Source organism: Streptomyces sp. NPDC048185, assembly GCF_043202495.1.
Lineage (GTDB): Bacteria > Actinomycetota > Actinomycetes > Streptomycetales > Streptomycetaceae > Streptomyces.
Map to the genome: position 1 here is coordinate 229,430 of NZ_JBIDAN010000009.1, position 23,219 is coordinate 252,648.

Below are 23,219 nucleotides of genomic sequence, written 5' to 3' on the forward strand. Positions count from 1 at the left end.
GTCCGAAGACCTGGCCCGTCCGGGGTGCGCCGGGCGTCAGCCCATGTGCGGGTAGGTGTAGTCGGTCGGCGCGACCAGCGTCTCCTTGATGGCGCGGGTCAGGGTCCAGCGCATCAGGTTCTGCGGGGCGCCGGCCTTGTCGTTGGTGCCGGAGGCACGGCCGCCGCCGAAGGGCTGCTGGCCGACGACGGCGCCGGTCGACTTGTCGTTGATGTAAAAGTTGCCGGCCGCGTAGCGCAGCTTCTCCATCGTGTACGCCGCCGCCGCGCGGTCGTTGGAGATGACCGAGCCGGTGAGGGCGTAGTCGGACACCGACTCCATCTGGGTCAGCATCTCGTCGTACGCGTCGGCCTTGCTGTCGTCGTACACGTGCACCGCGAGGATCGGGCCGAAGTACTCGGTGCGGAACACCTCGTTCTCCGGGTCGGCGCACTCGATGACGGTCGGGCGGACGAAGTAGCCGACCGAGTCGTCGTAGGAGCCGCCGGCGACGATCGTGCAGGCGTCGTCCTCCTTGGCGCGGTCGATGGCGGCCTTGTTCTTGGCGAAGGACCGCTCGTCGATGACGGCGCCGATGAAGTTCGACAGGTCGGTGACGTCACCCATGGTGAGGTAGTCGACCTCGGCGGCGAACTCCTCCTTGAACCCGTCGTTCCAGATGGACGCCGGGATGTACGCGCGGGAGGTGGCGCTGCACTTCTGGCCCTGGTACTCGAAGGCGCCGCGGGTCAGCGCGGTCTTGAGCACGGCGCGGTCGGCCGACGGGTGGGCGACCAGGAAGTCCTTGCCGCCGGTCTCGCCGACCAGGCGCGGGTAGGTGCGGTACTTCTCGATGTTGTTGCCGACCGTCTTCCACAGGTGCTGGAAGGTCTTGGTCGAGCCGGTGAAGTGGATGCCGGCCAGGTCGCGGTGGTTCAGGGCGACCTCGGAGACCTCCAGGCCGTCACCGGTGACCAGGTTGATGACGCCCTTGGGCAGGCCGGCCTCCTCCAGCAGCTCCATGAGCAGCACGGCGGCGTGGGTCTGCGTCGGGGACGGCTTCCAGACCACCACGTTGCCCATCAGGGCGGGGGCGGTGGGCAGGTTGGCCGCGATCGCGCTGAAGTTGAACGGCGTGATCGCGTAGACGAAGCCCTCCAGCGGGCGGTGGTCCATGCGGTTCCACACGCCGGGCGAGTTGGCCGGGGGCTGCTCGGCCAGGATGTTGCGGGCGTAGTGGACGTTGAAGCGCCAGAAGTCGACGAGCTCGCAGGGGCTGTCGATCTCCGCCTGCTGGGCCGTCTTGGACTGGCCGAGCATGGTGGAGGCGGCGATGGTCTCGCGCCACGGGCCGGACAGCAGCTCGGCGGCGCGCAGGATGATCGCCGCGCGGTCGTCGAAGGACATCGCGCGCCACGCCGGGGCGGCGGCCAGGGCGGCGTCGACCGCGTCCTGGGCGTCCTGGCGGGTGGCGTTCGCGTACGTGCCCAGGCGAGCCTTGTGGTTGTGCGGCTGCACGACGTCGAAGCGCTCGCCGCCGCCCATCCGCTTGACCCCGCCGATGGTGCACGGCAGGTCGATCGGGTTGTCGGCCAGCTCCTTGAGCTTGACCTCCAGCCGGGCGCGCTCGGGCGAGCCGGGGGCGTAGCCGTGCACCGGCTCGTTGACGGGGGCGGGGACCTGGGTCACAGCGTCCATGGGTTCCGTAACTCCTTTAACTGAGCGGTCTTGCGAGCGGGTGGGCTCAGCCCTTGCTGACCATCGAGCGGACGAAGAACCGGAGGTTGGCCGGCTTCTCCGCCAGACGGCGCATGAAGTAGCCGTACCAGTCGGTGCCGTAGGCCGTGTAGACGCGCATGCGGTGACCCTCGGCGGCCAGTCGCAGGTGCTCGTCGCTCCGGATGCCGTACAGCATCTGGAACTCGTACTCGTCGAGCTTGCGTCCGGCGGACCGGGCCAGCTCCTGTGCGATGGAGATCAGGCGGGGGTCGTGGGACCCGATCATCGGGTAGCCCTCGCCCTCCATCAGCGTGCGCAGGATGCGGACGTACGCCTTGTCGATCTCGTGCTTCTGCTGGTAGGCGACCTCTGCGGGCTCCTTGTAGGCGCCCTTCACCAACCGTACGCGACTGCCGCTGTCGGCGAGGCGGCGCGCGTCGGCCTCGGTGCGGAAGAGGTAGGCCTGGATGACACAGCCGGTCTGCGGGACGTCCTTGCGCAGTTCCTCGTGGATGGCGAACATCGAGTCGAGGGTGGTGTGGTCCTCGGCGTCCAGGGTGACCGTGGTGCCGATCTCGGCGGCGGCCTCGACGACCGGGCGGACGTTCTTCAGGGCCAGCTCGTGGCCGCCGTCCAGCGCCTGGCCGAACATCGACAGCTTCACCGACATCTCGGCGCGGCTGCCGAGGTCGAGCGGCTTGAGCCGGTCGATCAGCTCCAGGTAGGCGTCGCGGGCGGCCTCGGCCTGGGCGGGGTTGGTGATGTCCTCGCCGACGACGTCCATCGTCAGCTCCAGGCCCTTGCCGGTGAGGTCCTGGATGATCGGCACGATCTCGTCGACCGTCTCGCCGGGGATGAACCGGTCGACGACCGGCTTGGTCACCGGCGCCGCCGAGACCAGACGTCGCATCTTGTCGCTGCGCGACGCGGCGAGAATCACGGGACCCAGCACGGGGCACCTCCACTTACCAAGCAACACAAGACCGATACCCGACGTTTCGGGAACGGCACGGAGAACCACCGTGAAATCTAGGGACCTCCCCGATCGTCGGCCATCGACAGCTGTCACGCATCCGTGCCACGGTTCTCAGACAGATGTATGAAGGCGCCGCGCAAATGCGGCAGAATGCCCACGTGACGTCGGATTCCAGAGGTGCGGCAGGTTCCGGGAGCTCCCGGGGCGACTACCAGGAGCTGGTCGACGAGGTCTCCGAGCTGCTGGGCGCCCCGGCGACCCTGGAGAACCGCGACTTCGAGCTGATCGCCTTCGGCGCGTACGACAGCGAGGGGGAGCTGGACCCCTCCGCCCTGGATCCGGTGCGCACCCGCTCGATCCTCACCCGCCGTTCGACGGCGGCCGTCCGGGCGTGGTTCGAGGGCTTCGGCATCACCCGGGCGACCGGCCCGGTGCGCATCCCGCCGACCCCGGAGGCGGGGGTGTACCGGGGGCGGATCTGCCTGCCGGTCCGCCACCGGGGTGTCGTCCTCGGGTACGTGTGGCTCCTGGACACCGACCCGGGCCCGACTCAGCGGCAGCTCACCGCGGCCATGGAGGTGACAGCCCGGATCGGCGCGCTGCTCGCGGACGAGGCGCAGCACGGCGCCGATCTCAGCCGGGAGCTGCGGGCCGTCCTGACCGCCGAGCGCGACTGGCAGCGGGACATGGCCGTCACCGAGCTGCGCACCGCCCTAGGCTCCCGCGCGGAGACCCTGCACACGGTGGTGTGCGTGGCCCCCTGGCCGTCCGCCGACCCCGAGGACGCGCCCTCGGTGCGTACGGTGCCGGGGGCGACGGCGCTGTGCACGGTGCCGTGGAGCGGGGCGGCCAGGTCGCTGGCCCTGCTGGTCCGGCTGCGCTCGACGGATGTGCTGACCCCGGCGACGTCGGCGGCGGGACGGCTGCTGGAGCGGGCGCGCGGGACGGCGGGGGCCGCGGCGGTGGCGGGCATCGCGGCGGGCGTCTCCGCGCCGCGCAGCGGGCTGGGTGAGCTGGCCGACGCCTGGTGGGAGGCGTCAGCGGCGGCCCGGGCGGCGCTCGCCGAGACCCGCTTCGGGCCGATCGCCGAGTGGGCGTCCATCGGACCGTTCCGGCTGCTGGCCGGGCTGCCTCCGCGGGCCGCGCACGACCCCGCCGTCCGGGCGCTGCTCTCCCCCGCCCACCGCGAGCTGGCCCGCACCGCCGAGGTGTACCTCGACCGCGCCGGCCAGGCCGGCCGTACCGCCGCCGAGCTGGGCATCCACCGGCAGACGCTGTACTACCGGCTCTCACGCGTGGAACAGCTCACGGGCCTGGACCTGGACGACGGCGAGGACCGACTGCTGCTGCACATGGCGCTCAAGGCGCATCGCCTGTAGCGGCCTCGATCACCCGCCGGAGCCCCTCGGTCAGGGCGTCGCCGTCCGGTGCGGACTTCGGGTCGAAGGTCCACTGGGCGATGAGGCCGGTCATCAGGGTCACGTAGAAGCTGCCGAGCGTGTCCGCGGTCTCGTCCGGCACGTCCTCCTCCCGGCCGCCCATGAGCAGGGGGATGATGCCCCGTCCGGCCTCCCGCTGGGCACGGGCGAGGTGGTCGCGCAGCTCCGGCATCCGGTCGCCCATGACGATGACCTCCATGCTGAGGTGCCACAGCGAGCCGGGCGCCCGCATGGTGCCGATGATGTTGGACCACACCAGGCGGAACCGTTCGAGGGAGCCGGGCTCCGTGCCGGCCAGAGCGGCACCGTCTCCCGCGAAGGCGTCGCCCATCCCCTCGACCAGCGCCACGTAGGCCTGCGCGAGCAGTGCGTCCTTCGACCCGTAGTGATAGCCGATGGACGCCAGGTTGGTCCCCGACTCCTTGACGATGTCCCGCGCGGTGGTGCGCGCGAACCCCTTCTCGAGCAGGCAGCGCTTCGCGCCCTCGAACAGATCCTCACGGTGTCCCATGACGTCACCCTACCCGCCCTCGCATACAGGCGTCTTAAACAATGTTCTATACAGACGTATAAGACGTGCGTACAGTCACCGTCATGACAACGAACCCGCCCCGCGCCGGGCGCCGCGAGTGGACGGCGCTCACCGTCCTGATGCTGCCGCTCCTCCTGGTCTCGATGGACGTCTCCGTCCTCTACTTCGCGATCCCCTCGATCAGCGCCGATCTGGAACCGAGCGGCACGCAGCAGCTGTGGATCTTCGACATCTACGGCTTCGTCCTGGCCGGTCTGCTGATGACGATGGGTTCGCTGGGCGACCGCATCGGACGGCGCAGGCTGCTGCTGATCGGCGCGGCGGCCTTCGGCGCGGCCTCCGTCGTGGCCGCCTACGCGCACAGCGCCGAGACCCTCATCGCCGCCCGTGCGGTCCTCGGCATCGGCGGCGCGACCCTGATGCCGTCGACGATGGCGCTGATCCGCACGATGTTCTCCGACCCCTCGCAGCGGGCGAAGGCGGTCGGGCTGTGGTCCGGGGTGATGACCGCGGGCATCGCGCTGGGCTCGGTGATGAGCGGCGTGCTGGTCGAGTACTTCTGGTGGGGCTCGGTCTTCCTGGTCAACCTGCCCGCGATGGCGCTGCTCCTGGTCCTCGGACCGGTGCTGCTGCCCGAGTCGCGCAGCCCCCGCGCCGGCCGCTTCGACCTGCTGAGCGTGCCGCTGTCGATGGCCGCGGTCCTGCCCGTGATCTACGGCCTGAAGGAGATCCCGACCGAGGGCTGGCACGTGCGGTACGTGATGTCGGTGACCGTCGGCCTGCTCTTCGCGGCCCTGTTCGTGCACCGCCAGCGCACCGCCGCGTCCCCGCTGATCTCACCCGAGCTGTTCCGCACCCGCGGCTTCACCCCGGCCGTCGTCCTCAACCTGGTGTCGGCCTTCGGGATGATGGGCTCCTCCTACTACACCACCCAGTACCTCCAGTCGGTGCTGGACAAGAGCGCGCTGGAGGCCGCGCTGTGGGCCCTGCTGCCGTCGGTGCCGATCGGTCTCGCCGCGCCGCTCGCCATGCGGCTGGTCCAGCGGGGCGTGGAGCGGGCGCACGTCGTCGCGGGCGGCTTCGTGGTCGCGGCCGCCGGGTACGGCCTGCTGGCCCTCTCCGGCACCGATTCCCTGTGGCTGCTGCTGGGTGCGTGCGCCGTCATGGCGAGCGGCATCGTCGCGGTGATGTCCCAGCTCGCCGACCTGGCGCTCAGCTCCGCACCGGTCGAGAAGGCGGGCGCCGCGTCCTCCCTGATGGAGACCGGCACGGAGTTCGGCGGCGCCCTGAGCCTGGCCGTACTCGGTTCGGTCGGCACGGCCGTGTACCACCGCGAGATGCCGGCCGCGGCGCCGGACGCGGCCCGGGAGACCCTGGGCGGCGCGCTGGCCGTCGCGCGTGACCTTCCCGGGACCGCGGGAGAAGCGCTGGCGACGGCGGCGCGGGCGGCGTTCACCCACGGGATGCAGGGCGCGGCCGTCGCGGGCGCGGTGCTGCTGCTGGTGGCGGCCGTCCCCGCGGCGCGAGCACTGCGCGGGATCCGGGTGCGCGAGGAGGCGGAGACGGCGAACGCCGGACAGGCCGACTCGCTCAGCCCGTCCGGCGTTTGAGGAACGTGTCAGACCAGGTTCACCGACCGGGCCGAGGCAGCGCCGATCTCCGAGGCGACCTCGGTCAGCACCGCGGCGGGCACCGTGTCGTCGACGGTGAGGACGGCCAGCGCCTCGCCGCCGACGGTCGCGCGGGCGACTTGCATGCCGGCGATGTTCAGGCCCGCCTCGCCGATGACCCGGCCGACGGTGCCGACGACGCCCGGACGGTCCTCGTAGCGCAGCACCACCATGTGGTCGGCGAGGGCGAGGTCGACGTCGTACTCGCCGATGGCGACGATCTTCTGCACGTGCTTCGGGCCGGCCAGCGTGCCGGAGACCGACACCTCCTGGCCGTCGGAGAGGGTGCCGCGGACGGTGACCACGTTGCGGTGGTCGGCCGACTCGGAGCTGGTGGTCAGGCGGACCTCCACGCCGCGCTCCTGGGCGAACAGCGGGGCGTTGACGTAGGACACGGTCTCGTCGACGACGTCCTCGAAGACACCCTTGAGGGCCGAGAGCTCCAGCACCTTCACGTCGTGCTGGGTGATCTCGCCGTAGACCTCGACGTCGAGGCGGACGGCGACCTCGCCGGCCAGCGCGGTGAAGATCCGGCCGAGGCGCTCCGCGAGCGGCAGGCCCGGCTTGACGTCCTCGGCGATGACGCCGCCCTGCACGTTCACCGCGTCGGGGACCAGCTCACCGGCGAGGGCGAGGCGCACCGACTTGGCGACGGCGATGCCGGCCTTCTCCTGGGCCTCGTCGGTGGAGGCGCCGAGGTGCGGGGTGCAGACGACCTGGTCGAACTCGAACAGCGGCGAGTCGGTGCACGGCTCCTTGGCGTACACGTCCAGGCCGGCGCCGGCGACGCGGCCCTCCTTCAGCGCCGAGTACAGCGCCTCCTCGTCGACGATGCCGCCGCGCGCGGCGTTGACGATGCGGACGCTCGGCTTGACCTTGCGCAGCGCCTCGTCGCCGATCAGGCCGAGGGTCTCGGGGGTCTTGGGCAGGTGGACGGTGATGAAGTCGGAGACCTCGAGCAGCTCGTCCAGCGACACCACCTTGACGCCCATCTGCGCGGCCCGCGCGGGCTGCACGTAGGGGTCGTAGGCGACGACCTTCATGCCGAAGGCCGACATGCGCTGCGCGACGAGGGCGCCGATGCGGCCGAGGCCGACGACGCCGAGGGTCTTCTCGGCCAGCTCGACGCCGGTGTACTTGCTGCGCTTCCACTCGCCGTTCTTGAGCGCGGCGTTGGCCTGCGGGATGTTGCGGGCGGTGGCGACGAGCAGACCGCAGGCCAGCTCGGCGGCGGTGACGATGTTGGAGGTCGGGGCGTTCACGACCATCACGCCGGCCTTGGTGGCGGCGGAGACGTCGACGTTGTCCAGACCGACGCCGGCCCGGGCGACGACCTTGAGCTTCTTGGCGGCGGCGATGGCCTCGGCGTCGACCTTGGTGGCGGAGCGGACCAGGATCGCGTCCACGTCGGCGATGGCGGGGAGCAGTTCGGCCCGGTCCGCACCGTTGCAGTGGCGGATCTCGAAGTCGGGGCCGAGCGCGTCCACGGTCGCGGGCGACAGCTCTTCGGCGATGAGTACGACGGGTTTCGAGCTCACGTGAGTCCTCACAAGTCCAATGCGGACGGCCGTCCCGACGGCCGCATGCGGTGGAGGGGAGTGACACCGGGAAAGGGCGGCGTGGTGACGTGCCGGCACTTCTCCGGGGTCGCTAGGCCGCGTGGAAGACGCACGACGCTGTGAGCCTGACGCGTATGTGTGCAGCAGTCTAGTGGCGTGGCGGATGCCGTCCTGCGCCTCTGCGGAAGGATCACCCGTCCGTGGCTGGACGGGATGGACAACGCCGCACCTACGACGTTACCCCGGGTTCGCCGAAGGGGCCGGAGCGATGTGCTCCGGCCCCTTCGGCCGTGAGGCTTACGCCTCCTCGTCGACCCAGCTCATGAGCTTGCGCAGCTCCTTGCCGGTGGTCTCCAGCAGGTGCTCGGAGTCCTGCTGCTTGTACTCGTTGTACTTCTTCAGACCGCCGTGGTACTCGTCCATCCAGTTCTTGGCGAACGTGCCGTCCTGGATCTCGGCGAGGACCTTCTTCATCTCGGCCTTGGTGGCGTCGGTGATGATCCGCGGGCCGGTGACGTAGTCGCCCCACTCGGCGGTCTCGGAGATCGACCAGCGCATCTTCTCCAGGCCGCCCTCGTACATGAGGTCCACGATCAGCTTCAGCTCGTGCAGGCACTCGAAGTAGGCGATCTCCGGCTGGTAGCCCGCCTCGGTCAGGGTCTCGAAGCCCGCCTTGACCAGCGCCGCGGTGCCACCGCAGAGGACGGCCTGCTCACCGAACAGGTCGGTCTCGGTCTCCTCGGTGAAGGTCGTCTTGATGACGCCGGCGCGGGTGCCGCCGATGCCCTTCGCGTACGACAGGGCCAGCGCGAAGGCGCTGCCCGTGGCGTCCTGCTCGACGGCGGCGATGCAGGGAACGCCGCGGCCCTCCTCGTACTGACGGCGCACCAGGTGGCCCGGGCCCTTCGGGGCGACCATGCAGACGTCCACGCCGGCCGGGGGCTTGATGAAGCCGTAGCGGATGTTCAGGCCGTGACCGAAGAACAGCGCGTCGCCGTCCTTCAGGTTGTCCTTGATGTGCTCCTCGTAGACCTGGGCCTGGATGGGGTCCGGGACGAGGATCATGATGACGTCGGCCTCGGCGGCGGCCTCGGACGGGCTCACCACGCGCAGGCCCTGCTCCTCGGCCTTGGCCTTGGACTTGGAGCCTTCGTGCAGACCGACGCGCACGTCGACGCCGGAGTCGCGCAGCGACAGGGCGTGGGCGTGGCCCTGGCTGCCGTAACCGATGACCGCGACCTTGCGGCCCTGGATGATGGACAGGTCGGCGTCGGCGTCGTAGAACAGCTCGGCCACTGGGTTCTCTCCTTGTGTGCAGGTGTTGCGTCCCACCGTATGCCGGTGAGGGGAAGGGAAGTTTCGGGGTCTCGGAATGCGGGCGGCCGGGCGTGGCGCCGGCCGCCCGCTTTCCGCCGTTACGCGGACCGGTCCAGTGCGCGCAGCGAGCGGTCCGTGATCGAACGGGCGCCGCGGCCGATGGCGATCGTGCCGGACTGGACGAGTTCCTTGATGCCGTACGGTTCCAGCATCTTGAGCATGGCGGACAGCTTGTCGCTGCTGCCGGTGGCCTCGATGGTGACGGCCTCCGGGGAGACGTCGACCGTCTTGGCGCGGAAGAGCTGGACGATCTCGATGATCTGGGAGCGCGTCTCGTTGTCGGAGCGCACCTTCACCAGAACGAGTTCGCGCTGCACGGCCTGGGTGGGCTCCAGCTCGACGATCTTGAGCACGTTGACCAGCTTGTTGAGCTGCTTGGTGACCTGCTCCAGCGGGAAGTCCTCGACGCTCACGACGATGGTGATGCGGGAGATGTCGGGGTGCTCGGTGACACCGACGGCGAGCGAGTCGATGTTGAAGCCGCGGCGGGAGAAGAGGGCGGTGATCCGCGCCAGGACGCCGGGGGTGTTCTCCACCAGGACGGAGAGCGTGTGCTTGGACATGGTCTGCTTCCTCTGCTTGAAAGTCCTGACGGCTCTCAGTCGTCTTCGCTGTCGCCGAAGTCGGGGCGGACGTCCCGGGCGGCCATGATCTCGTCGTTGGAGGTGCCGGCGGCGACCATCGGCCAGACCATCGCGTCCTCGTGGACGATGAAGTCGACGACGACGGGGCGGTCGTTGATGGAGTTCGCCTCCTCGATGACCTTGTCGAGGTCGGCGGGGTCCTCGCAGCGGATGGCGTAGCAGCCCATGGCCTCCGACAGCTTGACGAAGTCGGGGACGCGGGTGCCGCGGGCGTCCGGGTTGATGTCCTCGGGACCGGAGTGCAGCACCGTGTTGGAGTACCGCTGGTTGTAGAAGAGGGTCTGCCACTGGCGGACCATCCCGAGGGCGCCGTTGTTGATGACGGCGACCTTGATCGGGATGTTGTTCAGGGCGCAGGTGGTCAGTTCCTGGTTGGTCATCTGGAAGCAGCCGTCGCCGTCGATCGCCCAGACGGCCCGGTCGGGCATGCCGGCCTTGGCGCCCATGGCGGCCGGGACGGCGTAGCCCATGGTTCCGGCGCCGCCCGAGTTCAGCCAGGTGGCGGGCTGCTCGTACTGGACGAAGTGCGCGGCCCACATCTGGTGCTGGCCGACGCCGGCCGCGAAGATCGTGCCCTCGGGCGCGAGCTGCCCGATGCGCTCGATGACCGCCTGGGGGGAGAGCGAGCCGTCCCCGGGCTGGTCGTAGCCCAGGGGGTAGGTGTCGCGCCAGCGGCTGAGGTCCTTCCACCAGGCGGTGTAGTCGCCCCGGTTGCCCTCGCTGTGCTCCTTCTGGACCGCCTGGACGAGGTCGGCGATGACCTCGCGGGCGTCGCCGACGATCGGCACGTCGGCCTCGCGGTTCTTGCCGATCTCCGCCGGGTCGATGTCGGCGTGGACGATCTTGGCGTACGGGGCGAAGCTGTCCAGCTTGCCGGTGACGCGGTCGTCGAAGCGGGCTCCGAGGGCGACGATCAGGTCGGCCTTCTGCAGCGCGGTGACGGCGGTGACCGCACCGTGCATGCCCGGCATTCCCACGTGCAGCGGGTGGCTGTCGGGGAACGCGCCGAGCGCCATCAGGGTGGTGGTGACGGGCGCTCCGGTGAGTTCGGCGAGGACCTTCAGCTCGGCGGTGGCCTGCGCCTTGAGGACGCCGCCGCCGACGTAGAGCACGGGGCGCTTCGCGGCGGTGATGAGCTTGGCCGCCTCGCGGATCTGCTTGGCGTGCGGCTTGGTGACCGGGCGGTAGCCGGGCAGGTCCATGGCCGGCGGCCAGGAGAAGGTCGTCTGCGCCTGCAGCACGTCCTTCGGGATGTCGACGAGGACGGGGCCGGGACGGCCGGTCGAGGCGATGTGGAACGCCTCCGCGATCGTCTTCGGGATGTCCTCGGCCTTGGTGACCAGGAAGCTGTGCTTGGTGATCGGCATCGTGATGCCGACGATGTCCGCCTCCTGGAAGGCGTCCGTGCCGATCGCCTTGGTGACGACCTGGCCGGTGATCGCGACCAGCGGCACCGAGTCCATGTTCGCGTCGGCGATCGGCGTCACCAGGTTGGTGGCGCCGGGACCCGAGGTCGCCATGCACACGCCGACCTTGCCGGTCGCCTGCGCGTAACCGGTGGCCGCGTGGCCCGCACCCTGCTCGTGCCGGACGAGCACGTGACGCACCCGGCTGGAGTCCATCATCGGGTCGTACGCGGGGAGGATCGTGCCACCGGGAATGCCGAATACGGTGTCGACCCCGACCTCCTCGAGCGAGCGGATGAGGGACTTCGCACCCGTGACGTGCTCGGGTGCGGACTGGTGTCCTCCGGATCGGGGCCGCGGCTGCGGGTGATGGGCCCCGGTGGCCTGCTCGGTCATCGGCATTCTCTTCTCGATGCTGAGGGTTTTTGCGAGGGTTGGGCGATCTGCGGCTGTTGCTCGGCAGGTGCCTGTGCAACAAAAAACCCCTCGTGCCATAAGGCAAGCGAGGGGAGCGCGCCGGGTGTGGGTCGCTGGGAGTCCGGGTCGGTCCGGACGTCACCAGCTTCAGCCGACGCGCTTTCCAAGTACGAGAATTCGGGTGCGCATGGCACTGACCCTCCCCCCGGCACGCACCCACTGTCAAGTGGGTGGGACGGGCGTCTCATTATGTGAGCGCAGGGCTGTTGCGCCTCCCAGGACGGCCGGCATGCCGGACCCCAGGCCACCGGCGACCGGGCCGGGGGGAGCGTTGCCGACGCCCGCGCCGACGGTGTCGGTGTACACCCCCGCGCCGCCGCCGGCGAACGCCGGTTCGGCCGGTCCGTGCGGCACCGCGTAGTGACCGGTGCCGAGCGCTCTGCGCAGCCGGTGCTCGTCCAGCGGCCCGGAGAAGGCCATGCCCTGTCCGTGCGTGCAGCCCATCGCCCGCAGGGCGACGATCTGCTCGGGCAGGTCCACTCCGTCGGCCACGGACATGAGCCCGAGGTCGGTGGCGATGCGGAGCAGCCCGCTGGTGATCTTGTGCAGCCGGGCGGACTCGACGACGCCCTCGACCAGGCTGCGATCCAGCTTGAGGACGTCGACGGGGAGCCGCCGCAGGGCGGTGATCGCCGCGTAGCCGCTGCCGAACCCGTCGAGCGTGATCCGGACACCCACCCGCCTGAGTGCGTTGAGCCGGCGCTCCAGCTCGTCCAGGCCGACCCGGGGGTCGGTGTCGGACAGCTCGATCACGAGGGAGCCCGGCGGCAGCCCGTGCCGGGTGAGCAGGGCCTCCACGGAGCCCAGCGGCATGGAGCGGTCGAGCAGCCGGCGGGCGCCGATGCGCACGGCCACCGGCACCGACAGGCCCGCCGCCGCCCGTTCCGCCGCCTGCTCGACGGCCTCCTGGAGCACCCAGCGGTCCAGCTCGGCGGTCTTGCCGCCGTCCTCGGTGACCCGGAGGAACTCGGCGGGAGTGAACAGCACGCCTTGGGACGACCGCCAGCGCGCCTGGGCGCACACGGACGAGATCCGGCCGTCCGTCAGGGACACCACCGGCTGGTGCAGCAGCGCGAACTCGCCCTCGTGCAGCGCGGCCCGCAGCCGCCCGGCCAGCTCGGCCTTGCGCACGACGTCCTGCTGCATCTGCGGCCGGTACAGCTCGACGCGGCCCTTGCCGGCCGCCTTGGCGCGGTACATGGCGAGGTCGGCGTTGCGCAGCAGCTCGCCCGCGCCCAGGCCCGGTTCGGCGAACGCGACGCCGATGGAGGCGTTGACGCGGACATCGTTGCCGTCGATGAGGTAGGGCTGCGAGAGGGTCGTCCTAAGGCGGTCGGCGAGCTCCAGGATGTGTCCTTCGCGCGCGGTGCGGTCGCGGGTGCCGTCGCCGGCGATCAGGGCGGCGAACTCGTCGCCGCCCAGCCGGGAGGCGGTGTCCCCCTTGCGGACGGCCTCCTGGAGTCTGTGCGCGGCCTGGACGAGCAGCTCGTCCCCGGCCTGGTGCCCGATGGTGTCGTTGACCGCCTTGAAGCCGTCGAGGTCGATGAAGAGCACCGCCGTGCCGCGCAGGGCGGCGCCCCGGTCGGAGGCGCGGCGGCCGGACAGGGCCTGCTGGACGCGCCGGGTGAACAGGGCGCGGTTGGGCAGGTCGGTGAGCGGGTCGTGCTCGGCGTTGTGCTGGAGCTGCGCCTGGAGCCGCACTCTTTCCGTCACGTCACGGCTGTTGAAGATGAGGCCCCCGTGGTGCCGGTTGACGGTCGACTCGACGTTGAGCCAGCCGCCGGCCCCGGACCGGAAGCGGCACTCGATGCGCGTGGTGGGTTCCTCGACCGGGTCGGCGGCGAGGAAGCGGCGCACCTCGTGCACCACGCAGCCCAGGTCCTCCGGGTGGATGAGCCCCGCCAGCTCGCTGCCGACGAGGTCCTCCGCCGGGCGGCCGTAGACCCCGGCGGCGGCCGGGGAGACGTAGCGGAGGAAGCCGTTGGGCGCGGCGATCATGATCACGTCGCTGGAGCCCTGCACCAGGGAGCGGAAGTGGTTCTCCTTCTGGGCCAGTTCCTGGGTGAGGGTGATGTTGTCGAGCAGCATGATGCCCTGGCGTACGACCAGGGCGAGCACCACCGTGCCGCAGGTCAGGAGCACCACGCGGTCGACGCTGCGGCCGTTGAGGACGTTGTAGAGGATCCCCAGGGTGCAGACCGCGGCGGCGAGGTAGGGCGTGAGCGCGGCCAGGGACCCGGCGATGGGCCGGGCGGCCGGGTAGCGGCTGTGCTCGTCGCCCGGCACGGACGCGGGCTGGGGGGCGGGCACCGGACGAGGGCTCTCGACGCGCCGGCCCGGCACGTGCTCGTGGACCACCCGCGTGTGTCCGCCGGCTCCGTCCCCGTCGTGCGGCCGCAGGCGCCACGACGCGGCCCAGGGGGCGTACGCCAGCAGCAGCGAGCCCGCGAACCATCCGGCGTCGAGCAACTGGCCCGAGCGGTAGTTGTTGTGCAGCAGCGGCGAGGTGAACAGGGCGTCGCACATCACCGTCAGGGCGAGCGCGCCGATGGCGGTGTTGACCGTGGACCGGCCCCGGGGCAAGCGCCTGAAGTGCAGCGCGAGCACCATGCTGATCAGGGCGATGTCCAGCAGCGGATAGGCCACGGAGAGCGCGGCGTGCGCGACGCTGGAACCGCCCTCGGCCTTCGCCGCCTGGGCGAGCGCCAGGCTCCAGGCCAGGGTCAGCAGCGAGCCGCCGATCAGCCAGGCGTCCAGGCCGAGACAGATCCAGCCGGCCTTGGTGACCGGACGCTTGGCCAGCACCAGCAACCCCACGATGGCGGGCGGCGCGAAGCACAGGAAGAACAGGTCGGCGTAGCTGGGGCTGGGCACCGGCTGCCGCAGGACGACCTCGTACCAGCCCCAGACCAGATTGCCCAGGGACGCCATCGCCGAGGAGAGGGCGAACAGGAGCCAGGCGGGCCGGAAGCGGACCCGGCGGCCGCGGGCGTAGACGAAGCACGAGACGGCGGCGGCGCCGGCGGCGGCGCTGAGCCCGAAGTCGCCCATGATCGTCGCGATGTACTCGGATCCCCAGCCGAGCGCGGAACCGACGGCGTACGCCCCGCAGACCAGTGCCAGGGCGAGCTGGCGGAAGAGGGCCGGACCGCCGAACGCCGGTGCCGGCGCGGGCGGCAGGGGGCCGGACGCGGTAGGCGTCCGCGGTGCTCCGTCCAGCGTGGACACGGACGTGGGCGGACTCACCGTGGCCTCCCGGTCCGCGCCGCCGCCGCGTCCCGGGGGCCCGGGTGCGCCGGAGTCGCCTGCCTCCTGCGGCTGTTGTGCCTGCGCTGGTGGTGTCCGTGGTGTCCGTGGTGTCCGTGGTGACCGTGGCGGCCACCGTGGTGACCGTACCCGTCCCGTCTGCGCGTGGCCGTGCGCCAGGGTCGCCGGTGGCGGCTCCGCCGCGTCGGGTCGTTCGTCCATAGGCCGTGCATCGCCCGTCGCCCCCCTCACAGTCTGGGTTGTCCGTCCCCGGCGCCGAACCGTGCGCGGCGCGCATCCCCTGTCGGACGATACACCAGTCTCGTCACTCAGGGACATAGCTTCTCTACGCTCCGTGACGACCAGGGAATATGCGGGTACCCACCGCACCCGGAAAGTTGCGGAGGGTACCTGAAACGGATTACCCGCCCGTCGTCAGGATCACGTTGCGCAGCGGCTCCCGGTTCACGAATCGGGTCAGCTGGTCCACCAACAACCGCTCGGCGCGCGGCAGGAACGCGGACGTCGGCCCGCCGACGTGCGGGCTGACGAGCACTCCCGGAGCCTGCCACAGGGGGTGGCCCGGCGGCAGCGGTTCGGGGTCGGTGACGTCGAGGGCGGCGGTGATGCGCCCGCTCTCCAGTTCGGCGAGCAGCGCCTTGGTGTCGACGACGGGGCCGCGCGCCACGTTGACGAGCAGGGCCCCGTCCTTCATCCGGGCCAGGAAGTCCGCGTTCACGAGGCCGCGGGTCGTCTCGGTGAGCGGCGTGGAGAGGACGACGACGTCCGCCTCGGGGAGCAGCGCGGGCAGTTCGGTGAGCGGGTGCACCGGGCCGCGCGCCGTGGTGCGGGCGGAGCGCGCGACGCGCGCCACCCGCGCGACCTCGAACGGCACGAGCCGGTCCTCGATCGCGGCGCCGATCGACCCGTATCCGACGATGAGCACGTTCCGGTCGGCGAGCGCGGGCCGGAAACCGCCGAGCCACTCGCCCCGGTCCTGCGCCCGCACGAAGTCGGGGACACCGCGCAGCGACGCCAGGATCAGGGTCAGCGTCAGCTCGGCGGTGCTGGCCTCGTGGACACCGCGCGCGTTGCACAGGCGCACGCCCGCGGGCAGGTGGCCGAGTCCGGGCTCCACGTGGTCGATGCCGGCGGAGAGCGTCTGGACAACCTGGACGGACCGCATCAGGGGCAGTGGGCGCGTCCCGAGCCCGCTGGGCTTCATGTAGGGGACCACGTAGAACGCGCAGTCGGCCGGGTCGGCGGGGAAGTCCTCCTCGCCGTTCCAGTAACGGTAGGCGGGACCCTCGGGGAGGCCCTCTATCTCGTCCGGCGGGATGGGCAGCCACACGTCAGCAGTCATGTCAGGAGGCTATGTCAGGACCGTGGAACGGCAGAGGTTAGGTTGGGTGGCCTGACGAGGGAGGGTCACGACCAGGTGGAGCGCAGGACGATCGGCGCGACGGCACTCGCGGTGGGGGCCGTCGGACTGGGGTGCATGCCGATGAACTGGGCGTACAGCGCGTCGCGGCAGCGGGGGGACGAGTCGGTCAGGGCGGTGCACCGGGCCCTCGACCTGGGTGTGTCCCTGCTGGACACCGCGGACATGTACGGCCCGTTCACCAACGAGCTGCTGCTGGGGCGGGTGTTGAAGGAGCGGCGTTCCGACGCCTTCGTGTCGACGAAGGTCGGACTGCTGGTCGGTGATCAGCACATCGTGGCCAACGGCCGTCCCGGCTATGTGAAGCGCGCCTGCGACGCCTCCCTGCGCCGGCTGCAGACGGACGTCATCGACCTCTACCAACTGCACCGCGCCGACCCGGAGGTGCCCGTCGAGGAGACCTGGGGCGCGATGGCGGAGCTGGTCCGGGCGGGGAAGGTGCGGGCGCTCGGCCTGTGCGCGGTCGGTGCCCGGTCGGCCCGGCGGCCGGGGGCGCGGCTGCACGACGCGACGGTGCGGCAGCTGGAGCGGGTGCAGCAGGTGTTCCCGGTGAGCGCCGTGCAGGCCGAGCTGTCGGTGTGGTCGCCGGAGGCGCTGCGCACGCTGCTGCCCTGGTGCGAGAGCAGGGGCGTCGGTTTCCTCGCCGCGATGCCGCTCGGCAACGGCTTCCTGACCGGCACCCTGACGCCCGGGCAGGGCTTCGAACCGGAGGACCTGCGCGCCCGGCATCCCCGTTTCACCGCCGAGATGATGGCCGCCAACCAGCCGATCGTGGCCGGTCTGCGCAGAATCGCGGCCCGGCACGGCGACGACGTCACGGCGGCGCAGGTGGCGCTGGCCTGGGTGCTGGCGCAGGGCGGGCACGTGGTGCCGGTGCCGGGCACCAAGCAGGAGCGCTGGGTGACGCAGAACGCGGGGGCGGCCTCACTGCGGCTGAGCGGGCCGGACCTGGCGGAGATCGGGGGCCTGCCGACGGCGCAGGGCTCGTGGGACTGAGGCGACGGTCCGGCTTCGGGATTCGGGGATCGGGAACCTGGAAAGGCCCAGCGGTGTATGACAGGGAGAACCGCCGCGTCGAAGGGACTCAGATCGTGCGACGTCGATCCGTGACGGCCGTGCTGGCCGCCGCCCTCCTGCTGACGGCCGGCTGCTCCTCCGACGACGGGGAGCCGTCGGGCGCGGCCGGGAGCGCCTCCGCCGGCGGGACGACGGCGGGTTCGTCGTCCCCGGGCCCGTCCGCCGGGGAGACACCGCCCGCGAAGGGGTCGGTGAAGGTCGTCCGTACGGTCGCCACGGGGCTGAAGAGCCCGTGGGGTCTGGCCCCGCTGCCGGGCGATGGTCTGCTGGTCTCCTCGCGCGACGAGGCCACGATCACGCGGGTCGACGAGAAGACGGGGCGCACGACGGAGCTCGGCGAGGTGCCCGGGGTGTCGCCCGCCGGGGAGGGCGGCCTGCTGGGCATCGCCCTCTCCCCCGACTACGCGTCGGACCACATGATCTACGCGTACTTCACCTCCGCCTCGGACAATCGCATCGTGCGCATGCTGTACGACGCGAAGAAGCCGCCGGGAGAGCAGCTGGGCGCCCCGGACACGGTGTTCAAGGGCATCCCCAAGGGCGTCATCCACAACGGCGGCCGGATCGCGTTCGGGCCGGACGGGATGCTGTACGCGGGCACCGGCGAGAGCGGTGAGCGGGGCCTGTCGCAGGACAGGAAGTCCCTCGGCGGCAAGATCCTGCGCATGACGCCGGAGGGCGAGCCGGCTCCCGGCAACCCGTTCCCGGACTCCCCGGTGTACTCGTACGGGCACCGCAACGTGCAGGGGCTGGCCTGGGACGCCGAGCAGCGGCTGTTCGCCTCGGAGTTCGGGCAGGACACCTGGGACGAGCTGAACGCGATCAAGCCCGGCGGCAACTACGGCTGGCCGGAGGCGGAGGGCAGGTCCGGCGACTCCGCCTTCCAGGACCCGATCGCCCAGTGGAACACCGACCAGGCCTCGCCCAGCGGCGTCGCCCTCGCCGAGGGTTCCGTCTGGATGGCGGGCCTGCGCGGCGAGCGGCTCTGGCGCGTCCCGCTGAAGGGCACCCGGGCGTCGGCGGACCCGCAGGCGTTCCTGGAGGGGAAGTACGGCCGGCTGCGCACGGTGGCCGCGGCGGGCGGTGACAGGCTGTGGCTCGTGACCAGCGACACGGACGGCCGGGGCGACGCCAAGGACGGGGACGACCGGATTCTTGAGCTGAAGGTGACGTAGGCGCCGGCGCCGCCCGTCACTCGTCCTGGCCGGGTGCGGGCGGGTCCTCGGCGGTCGCCTCCCGCTCGCTCCCGGGCCTGCCGGGGCTCGCCCGGTGGACGACGACCCTGCCCGACGCGAGATCTATCGGGCCGCGGCCCGGGTCGCCGTCGCCGACGTCCTCCCGGGTCAGTTCGAGCCGGTTCTGCTCGTCGCGGGTGTGCTTGCGGCCGGGGGCGAAGAGCTCCTCGAAAGCGTTGAACACGCGCCCTCCCTCGATCGGCGTCCCTCCAGCGTATGCCTCAGTCGGCCGAACGGGTGGTGAGCGTCCCGGCCGGGAACAGCGCGAGCCGGTGCGCCAGCGCCGCCGCTTCGCCGCGGCCCGAGACGCCGAGCTTGGCCAGGATGTTGGAGACGTGGACGCTGGCGGTCTTGGGCGAGATGAAGAGCTCCTCGGCTATCTGGCGGTTGGTGCGGCCGTCGGCGACCAGCCGGAGGACGTCGCGCTCCCGGCTGGTGAGGCCGAGTGCTTCGGCCGGGTCGCCGGGGGCTGTGGCCGGTGCGGCGGCGTGGCCGAGGACGAGTCCGGCGCGCTGGGCGAGCCGGTCGACGGCGTCTTCGAGGGGGCGTGCGCCGAGGTGGCGGGCGACGGTGCGGGCGAGGCGGAGCAGTTCCGTGGCACGGGCCCGTTCGTCGTCGCCGCCGGCGGCCAGCAGGGCACCGGCCAGCCGGTGGCGGACGCGGGCGAGTTCGTAGGGCCGCTCCAGGCACTCGAACGCGGTGACCGTCTCCGTCCAGGTCCGCACCGTGTCCCGGCCCCGGGCGCGGTCGAGTTCGGCGCGGACCCACCGCTCGTGGGCCAGCCAGACCGGGGCGCCCGTGGTGAGTGACTTGGCGGCACCGGCGAGGCGTTCGAGCACCTCGGCGCGCCCCTGTTCGGCGGCCGGCAGACCGTGTGCGCCGGCCTCGGCCTCGGCGGCGGCCAGCAGCAGGGGCCAGCCGTAGCGCTGGGTGCCGGGCGGGAAGCCCGCCTCCAGGGCCCGGTCGAGTTCGGCCCGGGCGTCGAGGACTCGGCCCTCCACGGCGGCGAGGCGGATGGTGAGGGCGGCGAGCGGCAGCTGGTACTGCGGCGTGAGGTTGTGCGTGCCGTAGGCGGCGCGGGCCTCGGCGAGCAGCCGGGCGGCCTCGGCCGTCTCACCGCGGGCCAGCGCGACGACGGCACGCTTCGTGCAGGCGCCGCCGCGTGGTGCGGGCCCCCGGCCCGGGGCGCCGGCGGTGAGCGCTGCCTCGACCGCCTCGTCCCAGCGCCCCAGGGAGATGAGCGACTCGGAGAGGTTCCCCCACACCCAGGCCTCGGACTCCAGCAGGCCCGTCCGGCGGGTGAGGTCGACGCCTTCGCGCAGGATGCCGACCGCCTCCTCGGAGCGGCCGACGCTCTCCAGGACCGAGGGCAGGTTGACGTGGCTGCGGGCGACCACGACGGACTGCCCCTGCGCCACGACCCGGTCCCTGACCTGGTACATCTCGGCGAGCCCGGCGTCGATGTGGCCGGCGTCGACCATCAGTCCGCCGAGGGTGAGCCGGGCGTTGAGTTCGATGTCGGCGGCGCCCACCATCCGCGCGTACTCCACGGCGCGCTCCGCGGCGGTCACGGCGTCCGGGCCGGGGTTGTGGAGCATCGACCAGTTGGCGGCCATGGCCAGCACCTCGGCGTGCACCTTGGACGGCGGCAGGCCGCGGACCAGTTCCTGGGCGATGCCGAGCTCCCGCCAGCCGTCACCGCGGCCCTGGGCCTGGACCAGCAGGGAGCGCTGCGTCCAGAACCACGCGGCGCGCTGCGGGTCCCGTCCGTTCGGCCGGGCCTCGGGGCCGGACTCCTGCTCCTCCTCCAGCAGGCGCAGAGCCCGCTTGGTGATCTTCAGGGCGCGCTCGCGTTCCCCGCACAGCCGCCCGGCCACGGCGGCCTCGGCCATCAGGTCCAGGTAGCGCAGGGGCGCGGTCTCCGGGTGGCAGCCGCAGGGCGGGTAGACCTCGGTGTAGTCGACGGGGCGCAGGGTGGCGCGTACGTCGTCGGGGGCGGAGTCCCACAGTTCCATGGCCCGTTCCAGCAGCCGGAGCTGTTCGGAGTAGGCGTGGCGGCGCCGGGCCTCGACGGAGGCGTCCAGCACGGCCGGCAGGGCCCTGGCCGGGTCGTGAGCGTGGTACCAGTAGCTGGCCAGGCGCATCACGCGCTCGTCGGCGGGCACCAGCGTCGGGTCCGCGTCCAGGGCCTCGGCGTAGCGGCGGTTGAGGCGGGAGCGTTCGCCGGGGAGCAGGTCGTCGGCGACGGCCTCGCGGACCAGGGAGTGGCGGAAGCGGTAGCCGTCGCCGTCGGGCGCGGGGAGCAGGAGGTTGGCGTTCACGGCGGCCCGCAGCGCCTCGATGAGGTCGTCCTCGGCGAGCCGGGCGACGGCGGCGAGCAGCCGGTACTCGACGGTGGAGCCGCCCTCGGCGACGATCCGGGCGACGCGCTGCGCGCTCTCGGGCAGGGCCTCGACGCGGACCAGGAGCAGGTCGCGCAGGGAATCGGTGAGGCCGGTGCAGCAGCCTTCGTGGGCGGCGACGGCGAGTTCCTCGACGAAGAAGGCGTTGCCGTCGGAGCGTTCGAAGATCTCGTCGATCTGGAGCTGGTCGGGTTCGTGGGCGAGGATGCCGGCGATCTGGCGGCCGACCTCGTCGCGGGTGAAGCGGCCGAGCTCGATGCGGCGGACGGTGCGCAGCCGGTCGAGTTCGGCGAGCAGGGGGCGCAGCGGGTGGCGGCGGTGGATGTCGTCGGAGCGGTAGGTGGCCAGGACGACGAGGCGGCCGGTGCGCAGGGTGCGGAAGAGGTAGGCGATCAGGTGGCGGGTGGAGGCGTCGGCCCAGTGCAGGTCCTCCAGGACGAGGACGACGGTGTGCCGGGCGGCGACGCGCTCCAGCAGGCGGGCGGTGAGCTCGAAGAGGCGGGCCATGCTCTCCTCGTCGTGCCGTCCGCCGCCGGTGCCCGGCGCGGTCTCGCCCAGTTCGGGCAGCAGCCGGGCCAGTTCCTCCTCCTGCCCGGCGGCAGCGGCGGCCAGCTCCTCGGGCAGTTCGCGGCGCAGGGCGCGCAGCGCGGTGGAGAAGGGGGCGAAGGGCAGTCCGTCGGCGCCGATCTCGACGCAGCCGCCGAGTACGACGACGGCGCCCCGGCGGCGTGCGGCGGCGGCGAACTCCTCGACCAGGCGGGTCTTGCCGACGCCGGCCTCGCCGCCGAGCAGCAGCGCCTGCGGCTCTCCCCCGGCGCCGGACGCCGGGGAGGCGTCCTGGCCGCCGGCGCGGGCGAGGGAGTCGTGCAACGTGTCCAGTTCGCCTGCGCGGCCGACGAACACGGGACTGACGGACCTGGTCTCCACGTGCCTGAGCATCGCACGGGGGTCCGGCGGCGGGGCACCGGTTTTCGACAGGCGGACGGTGGCCGGTACGACGGCGGGGAGGGAGGCCGTGCGGCCTCCCTCCCCGGTCCCCCCGTTCACGCGGCCCGGGCCAACCGGTGCCGGCGCGGCAGGAACCTATGGCTCTCCGCCGGGGCCGTGTCGTGGCGGGCGTCCCGGCGGGCCGCGCGGCGGGCGCGGGCGGCCTCGCGGGCCAGCCTGGCCTCGTCGGCCCGGCGGATCAGTTCGGCGGCGCGGAGCTGCTGGATCTCGTACTCGTACATGGTGTGTCCCTCGGTGAGAGTCCGGTTCGGAATCGCTCGCTGCGATGCCTCCACCTTCGTCTCCCAGGGGGGTGGCCCACATCGGGTAAGTGCCGCATCTTCGGCGGCCGCGCGGGGCCTTAGACGTACGTGAGGGGTCTTAGGGCGTGCGCCGGGGGCGCCGCGATGCCCTAAGACCCCTTACGGACGGCGGGGACGTCAGCCCACGGACGGCACGGCCAACATGACGTCGGTGTACTTGAGCACGGCGAGGATCAGGCCGATCACACCCAGCGCGACGCCGGCCCAGGAGACCGACTTGATCCACGCGGCCTGGGGCCTGCCGGGCGCGCCGAACGCGGGCCGGACCAGCACCACGACGCCGACGATCAGCGCGATCAGCGCGAACACGCCACCCCACAGGGCCGTGGCCTGCCAGGCGTCGCCGTATCCCTTTTCGAGCATGGTCTGGACGTTGGAGGACTGGGTCGTCTCCAGCTGCCCGAAGACCGCCTCGCGGGCGGAGGCCACGGTGCCGACCCAGCTGCCGGTCAGCGAGACGATGCCCAGCCCGGCGGAGACGACGGCACCCGCGCCCTGGCCGACGCCGGTCGGGCCCTCCTTCTCGACGGCACCGGCTTCGGCGTCGGTCTCCGCATCGGTCTCGTCCACCGCGGGGCCGTCGACCGTGGCGTCACCGTCCACGGCCGTGTTCTCGGCGGCGTCGGTCTTCGCCACCTCGTCCACCTCGTCCTGGTCGGTCTTGCCGACGGTCTCGTCCACTGTCTTCGTTCCCATGCCTCGCACCGTACGGACGCTCTCTGAGAGGTCC

Annotated in this window: 17 protein-coding genes; 4 read left to right on the forward strand and 13 right to left on the reverse strand. The window is 71.9% G+C overall.

What is annotated here, in order from left to right; all coding sequences use genetic code 11:
- Positions 1-36 precede the first annotated feature (36 nt).
- Both pruA and ACGF3H_RS25880 read right to left on the reverse strand, forming a co-directional pair.
- On the reverse strand, positions 37-1,677 hold the full coding sequence (gene pruA, locus ACGF3H_RS25875; RefSeq protein ID WP_362489042.1) for an L-glutamate gamma-semialdehyde dehydrogenase: 1,641 nt from the start codon (positions 1,675-1,677) through the stop codon (positions 37-39).
- A gap of 46 nt (positions 1,678-1,723) precedes the next feature.
- Positions 1,724-2,650 (reverse strand): proline dehydrogenase family protein, encoded by a 927-nt coding sequence (locus ACGF3H_RS25880; RefSeq protein ID WP_362489040.1) that lies wholly within the window; start codon positions 2,648-2,650, stop codon positions 1,724-1,726.
- A gap of 164 nt (positions 2,651-2,814) precedes the next feature.
- On the opposite strand from ACGF3H_RS25880, the gene ACGF3H_RS25885 reads away from it, so the two are divergent.
- A complete protein-coding gene (locus ACGF3H_RS25885; RefSeq protein WP_362489038.1) occupies positions 2,815-4,053 on the forward strand; it encodes a helix-turn-helix domain-containing protein in 1,239 nt (412 codons plus the stop codon).
- On the opposite strand, the gene ACGF3H_RS25890 is transcribed toward ACGF3H_RS25885, so the two are convergent.
- On the reverse strand, positions 4,034-4,624 hold the full coding sequence (locus ACGF3H_RS25890) for a TetR/AcrR family transcriptional regulator (RefSeq protein ID WP_362489036.1): 591 nt from the start codon (positions 4,622-4,624) through the stop codon (positions 4,034-4,036). The genes ACGF3H_RS25885 and ACGF3H_RS25890 overlap by 20 nt on opposite strands.
- Positions 4,625-4,707: 83 nt before the next feature.
- Between ACGF3H_RS25890 and ACGF3H_RS25895 the strand changes: the two genes are divergently transcribed.
- Positions 4,708-6,255, forward strand: a complete 1,548-nt coding sequence (locus tag ACGF3H_RS25895) for an MFS transporter (protein ID WP_362489035.1) — start codon at positions 4,708-4,710, stop codon at positions 6,253-6,255.
- Positions 6,256-6,263: 8 nt separating this feature from the next.
- Here ACGF3H_RS25895 and serA read toward each other — a convergent pair whose 3' ends face one another.
- The 6 genes from serA to ACGF3H_RS25925 form a co-directional block, all read right to left on the reverse strand.
- Positions 6,264-7,853, reverse strand: a complete 1,590-nt coding sequence (gene serA, locus ACGF3H_RS25900) for a phosphoglycerate dehydrogenase (RefSeq protein WP_362489033.1) — start codon at positions 7,851-7,853, stop codon at positions 6,264-6,266.
- A 318-nt stretch (positions 7,854-8,171) separates the two neighbouring features.
- Positions 8,172-9,170, reverse strand: coding sequence for a ketol-acid reductoisomerase (ilvC, locus tag ACGF3H_RS25905; RefSeq protein ID WP_085571218.1), 999 nt, complete (start codon positions 9,168-9,170; stop codon positions 8,172-8,174).
- A gap of 119 nt (positions 9,171-9,289) precedes the next feature.
- The gene (gene ilvN, locus ACGF3H_RS25910) at positions 9,290-9,814 is read right to left on the reverse strand and encodes an acetolactate synthase small subunit (RefSeq protein WP_362489030.1); all 525 of its coding nucleotides are present in this window, start codon (positions 9,812-9,814) and stop codon (positions 9,290-9,292) included.
- 35 nt (positions 9,815-9,849) lie between these two features.
- Positions 9,850-11,697, reverse strand: a complete 1,848-nt coding sequence (locus ACGF3H_RS25915; RefSeq protein WP_362489028.1) for an acetolactate synthase large subunit — start codon at positions 11,695-11,697, stop codon at positions 9,850-9,852.
- Positions 11,698-11,940: 243 nt separating this feature from the next.
- Complete coding sequence (locus tag ACGF3H_RS25920; protein ID WP_362489026.1) at positions 11,941-15,024, reverse strand: EAL domain-containing protein; 3,084 nt, start codon at positions 15,022-15,024, stop codon at positions 11,941-11,943.
- A 421-nt stretch (positions 15,025-15,445) separates the two neighbouring features.
- Complete coding sequence (locus ACGF3H_RS25925; protein ID WP_362489024.1) at positions 15,446-16,387, reverse strand: 2-hydroxyacid dehydrogenase; 942 nt, start codon at positions 16,385-16,387, stop codon at positions 15,446-15,448.
- Positions 16,388-16,462: 75 nt separating this feature from the next.
- On the opposite strand from ACGF3H_RS25925, the gene ACGF3H_RS25930 reads away from it, so the two are divergent.
- Both ACGF3H_RS25930 and ACGF3H_RS25935 read left to right on the forward strand, forming a co-directional pair.
- Positions 16,463-17,461, forward strand: coding sequence for an aldo/keto reductase (locus ACGF3H_RS25930; protein WP_362489022.1), 999 nt, complete (start codon positions 16,463-16,465; stop codon positions 17,459-17,461).
- A gap of 95 nt (positions 17,462-17,556) precedes the next feature.
- Entirely contained in the window at positions 17,557-18,717 is a 1,161-nt protein-coding gene (locus ACGF3H_RS25935; protein WP_362489020.1) for a PQQ-dependent sugar dehydrogenase, read from the forward strand.
- A 16-nt stretch (positions 18,718-18,733) separates the two neighbouring features.
- On the opposite strand, the gene ACGF3H_RS25940 is transcribed toward ACGF3H_RS25935, so the two are convergent.
- The 4 genes from ACGF3H_RS25940 to ACGF3H_RS25955 all read right to left on the reverse strand — a co-directional run bounded on the left by ACGF3H_RS25940 (position 18,734) and on the right by ACGF3H_RS25955 (position 23,185).
- A complete protein-coding gene (locus tag ACGF3H_RS25940) occupies positions 18,734-18,961 on the reverse strand; it encodes a DUF6191 domain-containing protein (RefSeq protein ID WP_362489019.1) in 228 nt (75 codons plus the stop codon).
- A gap of 37 nt (positions 18,962-18,998) precedes the next feature.
- Positions 18,999-22,118 (reverse strand): AAA family ATPase, encoded by a 3,120-nt coding sequence (locus tag ACGF3H_RS25945; RefSeq protein ID WP_362489017.1) that lies wholly within the window; start codon positions 22,116-22,118, stop codon positions 18,999-19,001.
- A 104-nt stretch (positions 22,119-22,222) separates the two neighbouring features.
- Positions 22,223-22,408: a hypothetical protein gene (locus ACGF3H_RS25950; RefSeq protein ID WP_362489015.1), complete on the reverse strand. Its 186-nt coding sequence runs from the start codon at positions 22,406-22,408 to the stop codon at positions 22,223-22,225.
- Positions 22,409-22,606: 198 nt separating this feature from the next.
- Complete coding sequence (locus tag ACGF3H_RS25955; RefSeq protein ID WP_362489013.1) at positions 22,607-23,185, reverse strand: hypothetical protein; 579 nt, start codon at positions 23,183-23,185, stop codon at positions 22,607-22,609.
- Positions 23,186-23,219 lie beyond the last annotated feature (34 nt).

Excerpts from the sequence above, each read along its gene's own strand:
- ACGF3H_RS25890 (WP_362489036.1), bottom strand. The coding sequence starts at position 4,624 with ATGGGACACCGTGAGGATCTGTTCGAGGGCGCGAAGCGCTGCCTGCTC.
- ACGF3H_RS25895 (WP_362489035.1), top strand. The coding sequence starts at position 4,708 with ATGACAACGAACCCGCCCCGCGCCGGGCGCCGCGAGTGGACGGCGCTC.
- ACGF3H_RS25955 (WP_362489013.1), bottom strand. The coding sequence starts at position 23,185 with ATGGGAACGAAGACAGTGGACGAGACCGTCGGCAAGACCGACCAGGAC.
- ACGF3H_RS25950 (WP_362489015.1), bottom strand. The coding sequence starts at position 22,408 with ATGTACGAGTACGAGATCCAGCAGCTCCGCGCCGCCGAACTGATCCGC.
- ACGF3H_RS25925 (WP_362489024.1), bottom strand. The coding sequence starts at position 16,387 with ATGACTGCTGACGTGTGGCTGCCCATCCCGCCGGACGAGATAGAGGGC.
- pruA (WP_362489042.1), bottom strand. The coding sequence starts at position 1,677 with ATGGACGCTGTGACCCAGGTCCCCGCCCCCGTCAACGAGCCGGTGCAC.
- ACGF3H_RS25885 (WP_362489038.1), top strand. The coding sequence starts at position 2,815 with ATGCGGCAGAATGCCCACGTGACGTCGGATTCCAGAGGTGCGGCAGGT.
- ACGF3H_RS25945 (WP_362489017.1), bottom strand. The coding sequence starts at position 22,118 with ATGCTCAGGCACGTGGAGACCAGGTCCGTCAGTCCCGTGTTCGTCGGC.
- ACGF3H_RS25915 (WP_362489028.1), bottom strand. The coding sequence starts at position 11,697 with ATGACCGAGCAGGCCACCGGGGCCCATCACCCGCAGCCGCGGCCCCGA.
- ilvN (WP_362489030.1), bottom strand. The coding sequence starts at position 9,814 with ATGTCCAAGCACACGCTCTCCGTCCTGGTGGAGAACACCCCCGGCGTC.